Annotated in this window: 12 protein-coding genes and 1 tRNA gene; 9 read left to right on the top strand and 4 right to left on the bottom strand. The window is 73.4% G+C overall.

Annotated features, from left to right (window positions below; genetic code table 11):
- Positions 1-33 precede the first annotated feature (33 nt).
- Positions 34-477, bottom strand: coding sequence for a hypothetical protein (locus tag IE237_RS30335; protein ID WP_189805322.1), 444 nt, complete (start codon positions 475-477; stop codon positions 34-36).
- Between the two features lie 224 nt (positions 478-701).
- On the opposite strand from IE237_RS30335, the gene IE237_RS30330 reads away from it, so the two are divergent.
- Positions 702-1,991: an NsdA family TPR-like regulatory protein gene (locus IE237_RS30330; RefSeq protein WP_189805321.1), complete on the top strand. Its 1,290-nt coding sequence runs from the start codon at positions 702-704 to the stop codon at positions 1,989-1,991.
- An 18-nt stretch (positions 1,992-2,009) separates the two neighbouring features.
- Here IE237_RS30330 and IE237_RS30325 read toward each other — a convergent pair whose 3' ends face one another.
- Positions 2,010-2,606 carry a histidine phosphatase family protein gene (locus IE237_RS30325; RefSeq protein WP_189805320.1) on the bottom strand — a complete coding sequence of 199 codons (597 nt, stop codon included), beginning with the start codon at positions 2,604-2,606 and terminating at the stop codon, positions 2,010-2,012.
- A gap of 142 nt (positions 2,607-2,748) precedes the next feature.
- On the opposite strand from IE237_RS30325, the gene IE237_RS30320 reads away from it, so the two are divergent.
- The 7 genes from IE237_RS30320 to IE237_RS30290 all read left to right on the top strand — a co-directional run bounded on the left by IE237_RS30320 (position 2,749) and on the right by IE237_RS30290 (position 8,911).
- Positions 2,749-3,588, top strand: a complete 840-nt coding sequence (locus IE237_RS30320; protein ID WP_189805319.1) for a phosphatase PAP2 family protein — start codon at positions 2,749-2,751, stop codon at positions 3,586-3,588.
- Complete coding sequence (locus tag IE237_RS30315) at positions 3,521-4,645, top strand: hypothetical protein (protein ID WP_189805318.1); 1,125 nt, start codon at positions 3,521-3,523, stop codon at positions 4,643-4,645. The genes IE237_RS30320 and IE237_RS30315 overlap by 68 nt, the downstream gene beginning before the upstream one ends.
- Positions 4,636-6,225, top strand: coding sequence for a hypothetical protein (locus tag IE237_RS30310; protein ID WP_189805317.1), 1,590 nt, complete (start codon positions 4,636-4,638; stop codon positions 6,223-6,225). Before IE237_RS30315 ends, IE237_RS30310 begins: the two co-directional genes overlap by 10 nt.
- Positions 6,226-6,259: 34 nt before the next feature.
- The gene (locus IE237_RS30305) at positions 6,260-7,591 is read left to right on the top strand and encodes an AAA domain-containing protein (RefSeq protein WP_189805316.1); all 1,332 of its coding nucleotides are present in this window, start codon (positions 6,260-6,262) and stop codon (positions 7,589-7,591) included.
- A 139-nt stretch (positions 7,592-7,730) separates the two neighbouring features.
- A complete protein-coding gene (locus tag IE237_RS30300) occupies positions 7,731-8,087 on the top strand; it encodes a DUF8844 domain-containing protein (protein ID WP_189805315.1) in 357 nt (118 codons plus the stop codon).
- A 130-nt stretch (positions 8,088-8,217) separates the two neighbouring features.
- Positions 8,218-8,847 carry a hypothetical protein gene (locus tag IE237_RS30295; RefSeq protein ID WP_189805314.1) on the top strand — a complete coding sequence of 210 codons (630 nt, stop codon included), beginning with the start codon at positions 8,218-8,220 and terminating at the stop codon, positions 8,845-8,847.
- A tRNA-Lys gene (locus tag IE237_RS30290) sits at positions 8,838-8,911 on the top strand. The genes IE237_RS30295 and IE237_RS30290 overlap by 10 nt, the downstream gene beginning before the upstream one ends.
- 50 nt (positions 8,912-8,961) lie before the next feature.
- Here IE237_RS30290 and IE237_RS30285 read toward each other — a convergent pair.
- Positions 8,962-10,212: a M6 family metalloprotease domain-containing protein gene (locus tag IE237_RS30285; protein WP_189805351.1), complete on the bottom strand. Its 1,251-nt coding sequence runs from the start codon at positions 10,210-10,212 to the stop codon at positions 8,962-8,964.
- A 354-nt stretch (positions 10,213-10,566) separates the two neighbouring features.
- Between IE237_RS30285 and IE237_RS30280 the strand changes: the two genes are divergently transcribed.
- The gene (locus IE237_RS30280; RefSeq protein WP_189805313.1) at positions 10,567-12,444 is read left to right on the top strand and encodes a putative bifunctional diguanylate cyclase/phosphodiesterase; all 1,878 of its coding nucleotides are present in this window, start codon (positions 10,567-10,569) and stop codon (positions 12,442-12,444) included.
- A gap of 90 nt (positions 12,445-12,534) precedes the next feature.
- Here IE237_RS30280 and IE237_RS30275 read toward each other — a convergent pair whose 3' ends face one another.
- A complete protein-coding gene (locus IE237_RS30275; RefSeq protein ID WP_189805312.1) occupies positions 12,535-14,235 on the bottom strand; it encodes a glycosyl hydrolase family 18 protein in 1,701 nt (566 codons plus the stop codon).
- Positions 14,236-14,384 lie beyond the last annotated feature (149 nt).

Below are 14,384 nucleotides of genomic sequence, written 5' to 3'. Positions count from 1 at the left end.
TCGGTGCATACGCGGCGGACCCGCCCGACGGCCTCAGTGGCAGCCGTCGGCCGCCTCGATGAGCCGGGCGGCCTCGCCGAGCGCCTCGCGCAGGACGGCGGGGTCGGTGACGCGGTCGGTGTCGCCCGGGGGCAGCAGCCAGCCGGCCGGGCGGGGCGCGTCACCCGCCGGTTCGGGGAGCTCCGGCAGCTCGGGGAGGCGCAGGCCGCGCCCCGAGGTCCGCGTACAGGCGCTGCCCGGCATGTCCCAGGCGGCGGCGGTGCCCGGCGGCACCAGGAAGCCGAGGGTGTCGCAGGTGCCGTCGTGGACGACGGGGCCGACGGCGGGGGCGGCGGCGCGGCGCAGGATGTCGACGGCCTCCAGGCCCTGGCGGACCGGGACGGTCACCAGGTCCCAGGGTCCGGCGGTGGGCCTGGACCCGTCGGTGTCCGGGGTGGATGCGTGCCGCGTGGCCGACTGCGAACCGATCTCCGACATGGGGACCCCTCCTCGCTCCTGAGGAGACACGTTCCGTCTCTCCCTTACGGTTCAACGCCCGTGCGCGTCAACGGCTACGGCGGGATGCCGCCGCAAAGGATGGCAGTTCATGGCAGATCGCAGGCGAGATATCCGATTTGTAGCCAAACTCAGCGTAGGCATCCGGTCACAGCAGGTACGTTCATGCCGCCGGACACCCGGCAGCACCAGGAGAGGGCTCGGCCATGGCGATGTCACGGGCAGTTCCCAATCTCGCCTTCCGTCGGCTCCGCGGACAGCACTCACCGGCGGAGTTCGCCGCGGCGGTCCGCCGGGCGGCGCGGGAGATCGGCGAACAGGTCGCGTGCGACGCCCGCTACATCGGGCGCGTGGAGGCGGGCGAGATCCGCTGCCCCAACTACGCGTACGAGCGGGTGTTCCTGCACATGTTCCCCGGTCTCGGCCTCTCCGACCTGGGGTTCTCCGCGCGGGAGACGGTGCGCGGCCGGCGGCAGGCCGTCGCGGCCGGGGCAGCGCCTCCCGCCGCCATCACCACCCGGAACGATGAGGAGAGCGACGTGCTGCGTCGCGCATTCATGACGAGCGGCTCCGCCACCCTGGCGGCCGCCTCGCTGGGACTCGGCGGCCCCGCCGTCGCGATCCCCTCCCCCCGCGGCACCCACCGGATCGGCGAGACCGAGGTGCGGGCCGTCGAGGACGCCGTACGGCGGATCCGTCTGCTCGACGACCGGCACGGCGCCGACGGGCTCTACAAGGTGGCCGCCCAGCCGCTCCGTACCGCGTACGCACTCCTCGACACCGGCACCATGACCCGCCGCTCCACCGAGGACCGGCTCCACGCGGGCGCGGGCGAGCTCTCCCTCTCCGTCGGCTGGCTGGCCCACGACTCGGGCCGGCACGAGGACGCGCGCTCGCACTACGCGGAGGCGCTGGCCACCGCGCGCGTGGCGGGGAACGCGGCCCTGGAGGCACACGCCTTCTGCAACACCTCGTTCCTGGCCCGCGACACCGGCCGGTACCGCGAGGCGGTGCGGGCGGCGCAGGCGGGCCTGCGGGCCGCGCAGCCGCTGGACTCGGCCCGTCTGCTCTCGCTGCTGTCGCTGCGGGAGGCGGGCGCGTGGGCGGGGCTCGGCGACCGGTCCGCCTGCGAGCAGGCCCTGGGCCGCGCGCACGGCCACTTCGACCGGGGCCCGGCCGAGGGCGACCCCGAGTGGATGTCCTTCTTCGGCGAGCCGGAGCGGGAGGCCCTGGAGGCCGGCTGCTGGGCGGCGCTCGGCGACTGGGGCCGCGCGGCCCGCCACGCCCACCGGGCCGTGGTCCTGCAGAACCCGCACTTCGCCCGGAACCTCGCGCTCTACCGGGCCCATCTCGCCAAGGCCCTGGCGCACGCCGGCCGCCCGGACGAGGCGGCGGCGGAGGCGCGGCGCGTCGCGGACTCCCTCGACGGCATCGCCTCGGCCCGCATCCGGGGCCTGCTCTCGGAGACCGGCCGGGCCCTCGCCGGCAGCTACTGACCGGCCCGCCCGCGGCGTCTACTGCTCCAGGTGGCCGGTGTCGTTCCAGCGCTCGAGTGCCGGGGCGCCGTACGCCCAGCCGAGGACCGAGAGGCTCGTCGGGTCGAGGCGGATGCGGGAGGCGAAGGAGACGTCCTCGCCGAGCCACCGCGCGCCGATCGAGCGCAGGATGTGGCCGTGGGCGAAGACCAGGACGTCGCGGTCGGCGGAGCGGGCCCATTCCACGACCTCGTCGGCGCGGGCCGACAGCTGCGCGAGGGACTCGCCCTCGGGGACGGCGTCGCGCCAGATCAGCCAGCCGGGGCGGACGTCCTGGATCTGGGCCGGGGTGAGCCCCTCGTACGCCCCGTAGTCCCACTCCATCAGCGCGTCCCAGGGCTCGGCCCGGTCGCCGAAGCCGGCGAGCTCGCAGGTCTCGCTCGCCCGGACCAGCGGGCTGGTGCGCACCTCCACGCCGGGCAGCCCCTGCCAGGGACCGCGGTGCAGGCGCTCGCCGAGGAGCTTCGCGCCGCGCCGCCCCTCGTCGAGCAGCGGTATGTCGGTCCTGCCGGTGTGCCGGCCGAGAAGTGACCACTCGGTCTGGCCGTGCCGGGCGAGCAGGATGCGCGGTGCCATGGGAAGGACGCTCCAGGGGTTCACGGTGCTGACGTGCCTCTCCCATCATCGCCCACGTGAATTCGGGGTGGCGTCGGGGCAACCCCGGGGGGCCGTCCCGCGTCCCCTCCCCCGGGCCGATCACCGACTGGGGGACTCATTCATGCGCAAGCCACGCTGGTGGGCGGAGCTGTCCCTGATCGCCGTCGTGTACGCGGCCTACTCGGGCGGGCGGCTCCTGGTGAAGGGCGACGAGGCCTCGGCCGTGGAGCACGGGCTCGCGATCCTGCGGTTCGAGGAGCGTCTCGGGATCGACGCCGAGCATCCGCTGAACCGGCTGTTCACGGACGTCCCCGCGCTCGGAGTCCCGGCGGACTTCGCGTACGCCTCGCTGCACTACCTGGTGACCCCGGCGGTCCTGGTGTGGCTCTTCCGCCGCCGCCCCGCGCACTACCGGGCCGCCCGCACCTGGCTGATGCTCTCCACCCTGCTCGGGCTCGTCGGCTTCACGCTGCTGCCGACCTGCCCGCCCCGGCTGCTCGACGCGGCCCACGGCTTCACGGACACGATGGCGCACTTCGCCTCGTACGGCTGGTGGGGCGGCGAGGCCAGCGCGCCGCGCGGGCTCGGCGGTCTGACCAACCAGTACGCGGCGATGCCCAGCCTGCACGTCGGCTGGGCTCTGTGGTGCGGGGTGATGCTGTGGCGGTACGGGCGGACGCCGCTCACGAAGGCCCTCGGGGTGGCGTATCCGCTGGTCACCGCGCTGGTCGTGATGGGCACCGCCAACCACTATCTGCTCGACGCGGTCGCCGGGGTCGCCGTGATGGGCGCCGGTCTGCTGCTGACTCCGCACGCGCTGCGGCTCGCCGACCGGATCCGCGGAAGGGCGGAAGCTCCCCCGGTTGTCAGTGGCGGATGCGAGACTTCCACGGGTGAGCGCATCCCCGGACAGCGGTCTGTCCGCACCACCGCAGACGACACCAAGGCGCCTGCTCGCTGAGCTGCGCGGACCGGCCGTCGTGCCGCGTCCGCTGGACGCCCGGGCGCTCGCGGCGCTCGCGGCCAACCCGGGCTGCAAGCGGCGGGCCATCCTCGACGGCGCCGGGGTCGACAAGTCGGCGCTCGCCGCGAAGCTCGGCTCGCCGGCCCCGTTCGGCCAGTCGCAGTTCGCGATCGTGCGGGGCAACTCCTTCGAGGCGAAGGTCAAGGCGGACGGCGGCCGTGAGCTGCTGCGCCTGATCGGCGTCGAGGAGCCGGGCGAGGTGTCCGTGCCCGACCTGGCGGCGGCCGGGCCCGAGGGGCGCGTGGCGCGCACCGCGCTCGCGCTGCGGGAGGCGACCGGGGCCGGGGCGTGGGCGCTGCTCGACCATCCGCTGCTCGCCCTGGAGGTCGCCGGTTCCCCCGTGTACCTGGAGCCGGACGCGGTGGTCGTGCACCCCGACGGCGGGTGGACGGTCGTGGAGATCAAGTCGTTCCCGATGATCGACGGCTCGGCCGACGCGGCGAAGGTGGGCGCCGCCGCCCGCCAGGCCGCCGTGTACGTGCTGGCCCTGGAGCGGGTGGCGGCGCGCACGGAGGGCGCGCGGGTCGCGCAGTCGGTGCTCCTCGTCTGCCCGAAGGACTTCTCGAACGTGCCGGCGGCCTCGGTGGTCGACGTGCGCAAGCAGCGGTCGGTCACCCGGCGGCAGCTGGCCCGGCTGACCCGGATCGACGAGATCGCGCGGGCCCTGCCGGAGGGCATCAGCTTCGACGTCGTGGAGCGGACGCCGGCCGAGCTGACGGCGGCCGTGGAGTGCGTGCCCCACCAGTACGCGCCGGAGTGCCTGGCCGCCTGCGAGCTGGCCTTCCACTGCCGGTCGCGCTCCCGGGAGGCGGGCGCGGTGGAGACCCTGGGCCGTTCGGTACGGGGCGAGCTGGGCGGCCTGACGACGGTCGGCGCGGTCCTGGCGGCGGCGCGCGGCGAGGAGGGCGACCCGGAGGACCCGGCGGTGGCGGCGCTGCGCCGGGCGCGGGCGCTGCGCGACGAGGCCCTCGCGGGGGTGGCGGCATGTCGCTGATCTCCACGCTGGCCCGGATGGAGGCCGTCGAGTCGGGCCGGGCGCAGCCGCTCGCGACCGTCCGGCACCGTCGGCTGTCGGAGCGGCCGCTGGTCGTGGTGCCGCTGACGACCGCCGGCGAGGCGGGCGCCCCGCTGGGCGCCCTGGTCGGCACCGATCCCGAGGAGCCGCGGCTGCTCGTGGTGCCGCAGCCCCGGGACCGCGACCTGCGGTTCGCGTTCCTCGCCGACCTGGCCGAGGAGGTCCTGCCGTACATCGACTCGTTCACGGACGTCGTCGAGGCGGCGGAGAGGAACGAGGTCGACCCCGAGACCGGCAAGAAGGTGAAGGTCGAGGTCGAGCTCTGCGCCGACGCGCCGCAGCTGATCGTGCCGAGCCGGGCGGGCATCGAGTACGTCCGGCTGCTCGGGCGGTCCACGCGGTTCCGGCGGACGGCCGAGCAGGACCCGGAGACGCCCTTCCCCGCGCCGCCGCGCGTCCCGCTGCTCGGGCGCTGGCTGACGCACTTCGGCGAGCGGGCCCGGGTGCCCGGCTCCTCGCTGCTCGTCTCGGCGACCGACCTGCTCAACCGGCACTGGGCGACCGGCCAGTCCTCCCTGGAGGACCAGCACCTGGGCGCGCTGCTCGCCTGGATCGACGCGTACGGCGGGGAGCCGGGCCCGGAGGGGGCGCTGCGGGCCGAGACCGGCCGGGACGCCCAGGGGCAGCTCCTGTGCCCGCCGGCCGGTCCGGCCACGGACCCGGCCTTCGACAACAAGCTCCTGGCGCCCGCGATCGAGCGGTACGACCGGGCCCGGCAGGCGCTGGGGGCCGCCGAGGACGGCGAGGCCGCCGACACGGGCCTCGGCGAACTGCACGCGTCCGAGCGGGAGCTGCGCCGGCTCGTCGTCTCGCAGCTGAAGCCGACCTGGGACGCGGTGTGGCGGGCGATCGGGCTGCTGCGGGAGCTGCCGGAGGGGGCCAGGGTCGAGGACCGCTGGACCCGGGACCGCTGGTCCTTCACCGGCCACCGGGACCGGGTCGCGGCCGGTGAGCCGCCGCAGCCGCGCCGGGACGACGCCGTGACGGCGGCGCAGAAGCTCGCCGCCCGCGAGCAGGCGCAGGGCCAGCTGGAGGCGCAGGAGGCCCTCGACGATCCACTGGTCCTGGCGGGGCGGCGGCTCGCGGGCGAGGCGTTCACGGCCGAGGTGGCCGAGGTGACGATGGCGTGGACGGAGTCGAAGCGGCCCGCGCCGCGCCCGCTCGTCACGGTCCGCACGGACGACCGGCCGCACCTGGGCGAGAAGGTGAAGGTGTACCGCTCGCTCGACGGGAAGCCGCAGGCGGCCGAGTTCGTGCGGTACGAGGAGGACGGCTCGCTGCTCCTGCGGATCCTGGACCGGATGGGGCGTTCCAGGGAGCCCGCGGAGGGCTCGGTGCCGGAGAAGGGCGAGCGGATCGCCTGGACGCTCTTCGAGCACGACCAGCGGGTGGGGCCGAAGCTGCCGGACCCCGAGGAGACCCCCTGGACGCACGGCGGTCCGCCCCGGGCGGACGCCGTGGAACTGCCCGACGCCGTGACCCCCGAGGACGTGCTGTGACCCTGTTCGACGCCGCGACCCCCCAGGACGTGCTGTGACCGTGTTCGACCCGTCCGCCGAGGCCGCCCGCGCGACCTCCGCCATCCTGGCGGACACCCTGCACGGCACCGCGCGGGGCGTCGTCGTCGATTCCCCGCCGGGCGCCGGCAAGTCGACGCTCGTGGTCCGGGCCGCCCTCGAACTGGCCGCCGCCGGGCGGCCCCTGATGGTGGTCGCCCAGACGAACGCACAGGTGGACGACCTGGTGCTGCGGCTCGCGGAGAAGGAGCCGGGGCTGGAGATCGGCCGGCTGCACTCGAACGACTCCGACCCGTACGACAAGGCGCTCGACGACCTGGAACACGTACGGAAGTCGGCGAAGGCGGGCGAGCTGGCCGGGGTGCCGGTCGTCCTGTCCACGGCCGCCAAGTGGGGGCACGTGAAGAACGTCGAGCCGTGGGCGCACGCGATCGTCGACGAGGCGTACCAGATGCGGTCGGACGCGCTGCTCGCGGTGGCGGGCCTCTTCGAGCGGGCGCTGTTCGTGGGCGACCCCGGGCAGCTCGACCCGTTCTCGGTGGTGGGCGCGGAGCAGTGGGCGGGGCTCACGTACGACCCGTCGGCGAGCGCCGTCTCCACGCTGCTCGCGCACAATCCGGAGCTGCCGCAGCACCGGCTGCCGGTCTCCTGGCGGCTGCCCGCCTCGGCGGCGCCGCTGGTGTCGGACGCCTTCTATCCGTACACGCCGTTCCGCAGCGGCACCGGGCACGGGGACCGGAAGCTCTCCTTCGGGGTGCCCTCGGACGGTTCGGGCCCCGACCGGGTCCTCGACGAGGCGGCCGAGTCCGGCTGGGGCCTGCTCGAACTCCCGGCCCGGCACACCCCGCGCACCGACCCCGAGGCGGTCGGCGCGATCGCCCTGGTCGTGCGCCGGCTCCTGGACCGGGGCGGCGCGGCGGTCTCGGAGCGCTCGGAGACCCCGGTCCCGCTCACTCCGGACCGGATCGCCGTCGGCACCGCCCACCGCGACCAGGCGGCGGCGGTGCGGGCGGCGCTCGCGGACCTGGGCGTGACGGGCGTGACGGTGGACACGGCGAACCGGCTCCAGGGGCGCGAGTACGACGTGACGGTGGTCCTCCATCCGCTGTCGGGGCGCCCGGACGCGACCGCCTTCCATCTGGAGACGGGCCGGCTGTGCGTGCTGGCCTCCCGGCACCGGCACGCGTGCATCGTGGTGTGCCGCGCGGGTGTGGCGGAGCTCCTCGACGAGCATCCGTCGACGGATCCGGTGCGGCTGGGCGTCGCGGTGTCGTTCCCGGACGGCTGGGAGGCGAACCACGCGGTCCTCTCCCACCTGGAGGAACACCGGGTGGCCTGGGCGCCGTGAGCGGCTGCCGCCGTGCGCAAACCGGGGCTCGGGGAGACACCGGGGGCGTACGGGGCGAGGTTCGCGCTCTTGCGGGGCGCGGGACAATGGAAGACGGCCCGGGATTCCGGGCCGTGCCTGTGCGAGGAGGAGAAGAACGATGGCGGAACCCGCGGAGCGGAGCGCACAGCGGCGGCTTCGGCCGGCACCGCTGATCTTCGAGCCTGCCGAGGCGACCGCCGACCCGGAGCACTTCTTCGACCTGGAGTCCATAGAGGACCCCCGCGAGCTGCTGTCCCGGGCGACGGAGCTGACGCTCGCCTTCCGGGCGGCGACGGACCGGGCGACGGAGTTCCAGGCGATCGCGGCCGCGCAGCTGGCGGATCCGCGCCGCTTCGACCGGCTGACGGCGGCGGACGTCGCCGAGCGGGCGGAGTGGACCGAGGACTACGCGCGGCGGATGATCGAGTTCGGCCGCGACCTGATCCGGACGAACGGCCGTCCGTCGGAGGACTGAGTCGCACGTCTGGCCGAAAAAGCCCCCCTGGCATATGCCGAGGGGGCACGATACTCCTCACCCACCCCTCCTGTCCGGGATTCCGGGAACCCTCGGCGATCGGATCGTCACGCCCGGTAGACCTGGATCCATGACGACCTGGCTGCGCGACGAGACCCCGCACGACATCTTCCGGTTCCTCCGGCAGGGCGACGAGGGACGGCACCAGACGGCCCGGGTGACCGCCGACGGGGCCGCCTGGCTCGCCTCGGCCGCCGGGGGGCGCGACGGCTCCGCGCTCACGCGCTGGGAGTCCCGGCCCGACTCCCCGGCCGCGCTGCCCTGCGGGACGGTCTTCGACGTCGTCAACGTGGACCCGGTCTTCGGGCGCCGGATGCTGGGCCGGCTCTGGGAGGAGGGCCCGGGCTCGGGGCCGGTCGCGATGCACCGGGGCCGGATGATGCTCTTCACGGCGCCGGGGACGGCCCAGCGGCTGCCCGCGCTCCTCGACTGGGAGGAGTGGGGGGAGGAGGTCCCCCGGCCGCTCTGCCACGGGCTCGGGGACGCGGTGACCGTGCCGCCGCTCGTACCGTCGGGCGACGCCGGGCCCCGCTGGCTGGTGGCCCCGGACACCCGGAGCCCGTGGCTGCCCGGCCCCGAGGTCGTGCTCTGGGCCTGTGTGCGGGCCGTCCGGGCGGCCTCCGCCGCCGACGTGCGGGTATCGATTTTTCCTCCCGCCGATCCGGATGCTAATGTCTACGACGTCAGCAGGCGCCGCTAGCTCAGTTGGTTAGAGCAGCTGACTCTTAATCAGCGGGTCCGGGGTTCGAGTCCCTGGCGGCGCACAGACGGAAGAAGCCCCTCGCGGAAGCGGGGGGCTTCTTCGTGTTCCGGGTCATCTCCTGCCGGGTGGGGTGATCTTCACCGTCCAGACGCCCGCCCCGGACCGGTCGGTGACCTCCACCCGCACGCCGGTGCCGGGCACGGTCAGGGTCTCGCCCTCCTCGACGGGGGCGTCCGCGAGCGGCGCGTAGACGGAGCGCTCGGCGCACGCCTCGGTGTCCGGGTGCGCGTCCACGACCTCGACGGGACCCTCGCCGGAGGCCGCGTCGTTGCGGACCCGGTAGACGAGCACGCCCTCGGTGCAGGTGTCGGCGTCGTTCCCGGCGGTGCTCCGGGCCTCGATCGCCAGGACGCTGTCGGGACCGGTGCGGACGACGGCGAGCCGGGTGCCGAGGATGCCGCCCGCCGTGGGCGGGGTGTCGGTCGGCTCCAGGCTGACCAGCCGGGGGCCGGAGCCCTGCACGCAGGTCACCTGGGCGCGGGAGAGCCAGCCGAGCTTCCACTTGTGCCAGCCGAAGAGGTCCGGGGAGAGCCCGAACTGGCTGCCCATGACGTCCCAGTCGCCCACGTGGGTGTCCCAGTCGCCCTTGCCGTCCACCGGGCGGTGGTAGAGGTCGGGCAGGTCGAAGACGTGGCCGGTCTCGTGGGCGAGGACGTTCCGGTCGGGCGGGTGGCGCTCGAAGACGGTGACGACGCGCTTGATCTCGGTGCCGTCGGCCTCCAGCGGGTGGTCCAGGTTGACGACCTTGGTCGCGTCGGAGTCCACGCCGGGCGCGTCGGGGTCGGCGACCAGGTAGACGATGTCGTACCGGGAGAAGTCGACGTCCTTGTCGGCGGCGGCGATGGCGTCACGGAGGTAGGCGGACCGCTTCCCGGCGTCCCAGTCCCGCCGTATGGCGTACTCGCTCGAGTCGCGCGGCATCGGCGTCCAGCCGGCCCGGGGGTGCGGGCGCAGGCTGAAGCGCCCGTAGGAGGCGCGGTCGAAGTACTCGCTGGTGGCGGGGAAGTGATCGGCGGCGAGTTCGGCTGGTGTGGTGAGCGGCTCGGAGTCCGGGAAGGACAGGAAGATCATGACGGCGTCGAGGGTCTGGTTCGGGCGCGGATAGGCGCTGTTCCAGGTGTCGAGGCCGAGGGAGTGGTGGGCGGCGGTACGGGGCAGGGCGCAGGGACTCGCCGAGGACGCGCCGACGGCGGGGCCCGCGACGAGCCCGGTGGCGGCCAGGGCGGCGAGCGAGGTGAAGGCCGCCGCACCGGCACGCAGCCGTGGGCGTTCCACTCCCCCGGGTGGCTGCTGAGCCCTCACGTGGACCTCCGGATCGGGAATGCGGGACACCCCACCCACCTTGTGACGATTCGCGGCGTTTCGCATGTTTCCGCTGCCCCGGTCGGGTGAGGGGACACCACGGGGTCGACGCGACACGAGCGCTCTTCAGCTCACGGAAAGTCACATTCGGTCATGGACCCGACGGCCCGTGTCAGACCCGCGCAGAAACGATCGGGCGCCCTGCCCCGGTGGGGGGCCTCACAGCGCCGTGGCCCCCTCGTCGACGCCTCGAAGCTGGAACGCTCCCCCGGCTGGCTCTATGATCGGCTCACTCTTCCTTGGCCGACCATCCCGACCACATGTGACCGGCCCGACTGCACACGGGAGCGAGCGGTGAGCGGAACCCCCGAAGGACCGGTGCACCCAGAGCCGGCGGAGACACACGCGGCCGAGCCCGCACTCACGGAGCGTCACCTCGCGCGACGGGCGGCCGAACTCCGCGACTACCGCGCCGCCTTCCGGGTCTCCCAGCTCGCCATGGCCGTCGTGGACGAGGACGGTGTCGTGGTCGTCGCCAACGACTCCTTCGGCACCCTCCTCGGCACCGAGCCCACGGCGCTCCGGGAGCAGGCGGCGGCCGACCTCGTCGACCTCGCCTCCGACGGACGCACCTGGCACGCCTACCGGGAGGTGCTCGGCGGTCGCCGCTCCCGCTTCCGCTGCACCCGCCGCCTCAAGCACGCCGACGGGCGCTCGCTGTGGGCCGAGGTCACCGTCGCCCCCGTGCCCGACAGCCGGCGCGTCCTGCTGTCGATCGCGGACATCAGCGACCGGCGCGAGCTCCACGCGCGGCTGCGCCACCTCCAGATGCACGACCCGGTGACCCGGCTGCCCAACCGCGCGCTGTTCTTCGAGCGGCTCTCGGCCGCCCTGGAGACCGCGGCCCAGGACGCCGCCGCGAGCACCGGCCCGGCAGGCCCGTCACATGAGTCGCATGAGTCATACGAGTCGTACGGCTATGGCAGAACAGGGCGGATCGGTCTCTGCTATCTGGACCTCGACGGCTTCAAGGCGGTCAACGACACCCTCGGCCACCGTGTCGGCGACCGGCTCCTGGCCGCCGTCGCCACCCGTCTGACGGAGTGCGCGGACCGCGACGGCTACACCCGCAGCGGCAGTCACCTCGTGGCGCGGCTCGGCGGCGACGAGTTCGCGATCCTCATCGAGGACTCCACCGGCACGGAGCAACTGGCGGACCTGGCCCGCTCGGTGCTCGACGCGCTCCAGCGCCCCTTCGACCTCGGCGGCCAGCGGCTCTCCGTCTCCGCGTCGATCGGTGTGGTCGAGCGCGCGGGGAGCGGGACGACGGCGACCGCCCTCATGCAGGCCGCGGACACCACGCTGTACTGGGCGAAGGCGGACGGCAAGGCCCGCTGGACGCTCTTCGACCCCGAGCGCAACGCCCATCGGATGACCCGGCAGTCGCTCTCCTCCACCCTGCGGCCGGCGGTGGAGCGCGGGGAGTTCGCCCTGGAGTACCAGCCCCTGGTGGACCTGGCCGACGGAGCGGTGCGCGGGGTGGAGGCGCTGGTGCGCTGGAACCACCCGCAGTTCGGCTCGCTCGCGCCGAATCGGTTCATCGGTATCGCCGAGGAGGACGGCTCCATCGTGGAGCTGGGGCGCTGGGTGCTGAACACCGCCTGCCGCCAGGCCCGGCAGTGGCAGAAGGACCATCCGCGCGAGCGCCCGATCTTCGTCAGCGTCAACGTGGCGGTCCGGCAGGTCTGGGACTCGGACCTGGTCGCGGACGTGGCCGGCATCCTCGCGGAGACCGGTCTCGCGCCGCACCTGCTCCAGCTGGAGCTGACCGAGTCCGCCGTGATGGGCTCGAACGGCCGGCCGCTCCAGGCGCTCCAGGCGCTGAGCGACATGGGCGTGCGGATCGCGATCGACGACTTCGGCACCGGCTACTCGAACCTCGCCTATCTGAGCCGGCTGCCGGTCTCCGTGCTCAAGCTGGACGGCTCCTTCGTCCGCGGCTTCCAGGACGAGGAGCACGCCAACCCGGCGGACGAGCTGATCGTCGAGGCGCTCGTGCACCTCGCGCACCGGCTGGGTCTCACGGTGACCGCCGAGTGCGTGGAGACGGCGGGGCAGGCGAGCAGGCTGCGCCGGATCGGCTGCGACACCGGGCAGGGCTGGCTGTACTCACGGGCGGTGGCCCCGGACCGTATCGCCGAACTCATCGGCACGGAACCGCTGCCGGTCTGAGCGGGGGCCCTTCGGGCATGGAACTGCCCCCGGCCGGAGGGACATTCCGGGCGGGGGCAGTGGTCATGAGGGGTTCAGCGGGTCAGTCGCTCAGCAGGCGCCGAGGTCCTGCCAGACGCCCCACTCGCCGGTGGTGCCGGGGGCCTCGTTCTGCGTCCACCACTTGGCCTTCCACTTGTGGCCGTTGTGGGAGACCTCGTTGCCCGCGTTGTAGATGGTGCCGGCCACGTACGCCGGGACCGAGCCGCAGCCCGAGGTGGGCGGGGTGGTCGGCGGCGTGGTGGGCGGGGTGGTCGGGGGCGTCGTCGGCGGGGTGGTCGGCGGCGTCGTGGTCGGCGGGGCGGTGGTGCCGCCGAGCGCGGTGTTGATCTGCTTCAGCAGGGTGGCGTTGTCGTCCAGGCCGAGGAGCGAGTACATCATCGCGCCGGCCAGGCCGCGCTGCTTGGCGTAGTCCACGCGGGCCTGGATGGACTTCTGGTTCAGGCCGGTGAAGAACTCGCCGTCCTTGTAGAAGTACGAGGACTTCGACTGGTCGTCCCAGAAGGTGGTCGCCGCGTTGTCGACGATGCCGCCGAGCTCCTTGTAGTGCGCGATGCCGGCCTGCTGGCTCAGCGGGCGGACGTTGGAGCCGCCGGTCGCGGTCTGCGCGAGGCCGTTGGTGGTCCCGGCGGGGACGCCCTTCCAGCCGCGGTAGTAGAACTCGTAGCCCAGGGTCAGCTTGTTGGCGGGGAAGCCGCCGGTGATGCCGTACGTCGGGTTGCCGTCGATCCAGGAGTCGATGGCCGAGTCGATGCTGTACTTCTCCGTGCCCGGCGCGATCACGTCGGTCGGGTCGTTCGGCGAGGGGTACAGCGGGGACTGGTGGTACGTCGGCCCGTCGCCGTCCCAGGCGCCGTGCATGTCGTACGTCATGATGTTGGCGTAGTCGAGGTACTGACCGATCTTGTCGGTCTCGATGTACTTGATCTTGTCCTGGCCGGCCGGGAGGGCCGAGGTCAGCAGGTACTTCTTGCCGCCGTTGGCCGCGCCGTACTCGTCGAGCTGCTTGCGGAACTCGGCGAGGAGGAGCGTGAAGTTCTGCTTGTCCTCGGGGGCGTAGTGGTTGCCCAGGTGGCCGCCGGAGGAGCCGGGGTACTCCCAGTCGATGTCGATGCCGTCGAAGATGCCGGCCGCCGTGCCCGCGCCGCCGTATCCGCCCTCGACCGGCAGGTTGCCCTTGATGTACTGGTCGATGCAGGAGGCGACGAACTTCTTGCGGCTCGCGTCCGTCTTCGCCGCGTCGCTGAAGTACTTGGAGTAGGTCCAGCCGCCGAGCGAGATGTTGATCTTCAGGTGGGGGTACTTCGCCTTCAGTTCCTTGAACTGGTTGAAGACGCCCACGATCGGCTGGTCCCACTTGTCGGCGACGCCGTCGACGGAGTCGGCCGCACTGAAGGACTTCTGGTAGTCGGCGTACGAGTCGCCCGCACCGTCACCCGCGTTGGGGTTGTTGTCGTCACCCGCGGCCTTGTTGGCCTCGAAACAGGTGAGGTTGGTGGGGTGGATGTTGCCGAACGAGTAGTTGATGACGTCCAGCTGGCTCGCGATGCCCCGGGTGTCGAGGTGCTTGGGGTAGAACGCGTTGCCGTAGACGCTCCACTGGTCGTAGTACGCGATGCGCACGTTGCCCGCAGAGGCAGTGGTCGACGTGTCGGCGGCCTGGGCGGAGCCGAGGCCGACGGTCGCGGCGAGGGCGCCGGCGGCGAGGGCCGAGCTGAGAAGCGCGGCGATCAAGGGCTTACGGGGGTGCACGTGCTGCCTCCGGGAGGGGGTGGCGGTACGGAAGTTGGAGCAGTGATATCCGCCGCATGAACAGCGCGTCAATGGTCTGAACCAGATTGAGGACTAGACCAATTGGCCGGAGAAAGGCCTTGTCAGAGCCGTGCAGCACAAAACGGAAC

The organism is Streptomyces tanashiensis, assembly GCF_014648895.1.
Classification (GTDB): domain Bacteria; phylum Actinomycetota; class Actinomycetes; order Streptomycetales; family Streptomycetaceae; genus Streptomyces; species Streptomyces tanashiensis.
Note: the sequence above shows the minus strand (reverse complement) of the source record. Positions and strands in the feature narration are given on the sequence as shown.

What these genes read in the sequence shown, in the direction of transcription:
- IE237_RS30325 (WP_189805320.1), bottom strand. Translation starts at nt 2,606, where the DNA reads ATGGCACCGCGCATCCTGCTCGCCCGGCACGGCCAGACCGAGTGGTCA.
- IE237_RS30295 (WP_189805314.1), top strand. Translation starts at nt 8,218, where the DNA reads ATGACGACCTGGCTGCGCGACGAGACCCCGCACGACATCTTCCGGTTC.
- IE237_RS30335 (WP_189805322.1), bottom strand. Translation starts at nt 477, where the DNA reads ATGTCGGAGATCGGTTCGCAGTCGGCCACGCGGCACGCATCCACCCCG.
- IE237_RS30330 (WP_189805321.1), top strand. Translation starts at nt 702, where the DNA reads ATGGCGATGTCACGGGCAGTTCCCAATCTCGCCTTCCGTCGGCTCCGC.
- IE237_RS30320 (WP_189805319.1), top strand. Translation starts at nt 2,749, where the DNA reads ATGCGCAAGCCACGCTGGTGGGCGGAGCTGTCCCTGATCGCCGTCGTG.
- IE237_RS30300 (WP_189805315.1), top strand. Translation starts at nt 7,731, where the DNA reads ATGGCGGAACCCGCGGAGCGGAGCGCACAGCGGCGGCTTCGGCCGGCA.
- IE237_RS30310 (WP_189805317.1), top strand. Translation starts at nt 4,636, where the DNA reads ATGTCGCTGATCTCCACGCTGGCCCGGATGGAGGCCGTCGAGTCGGGC.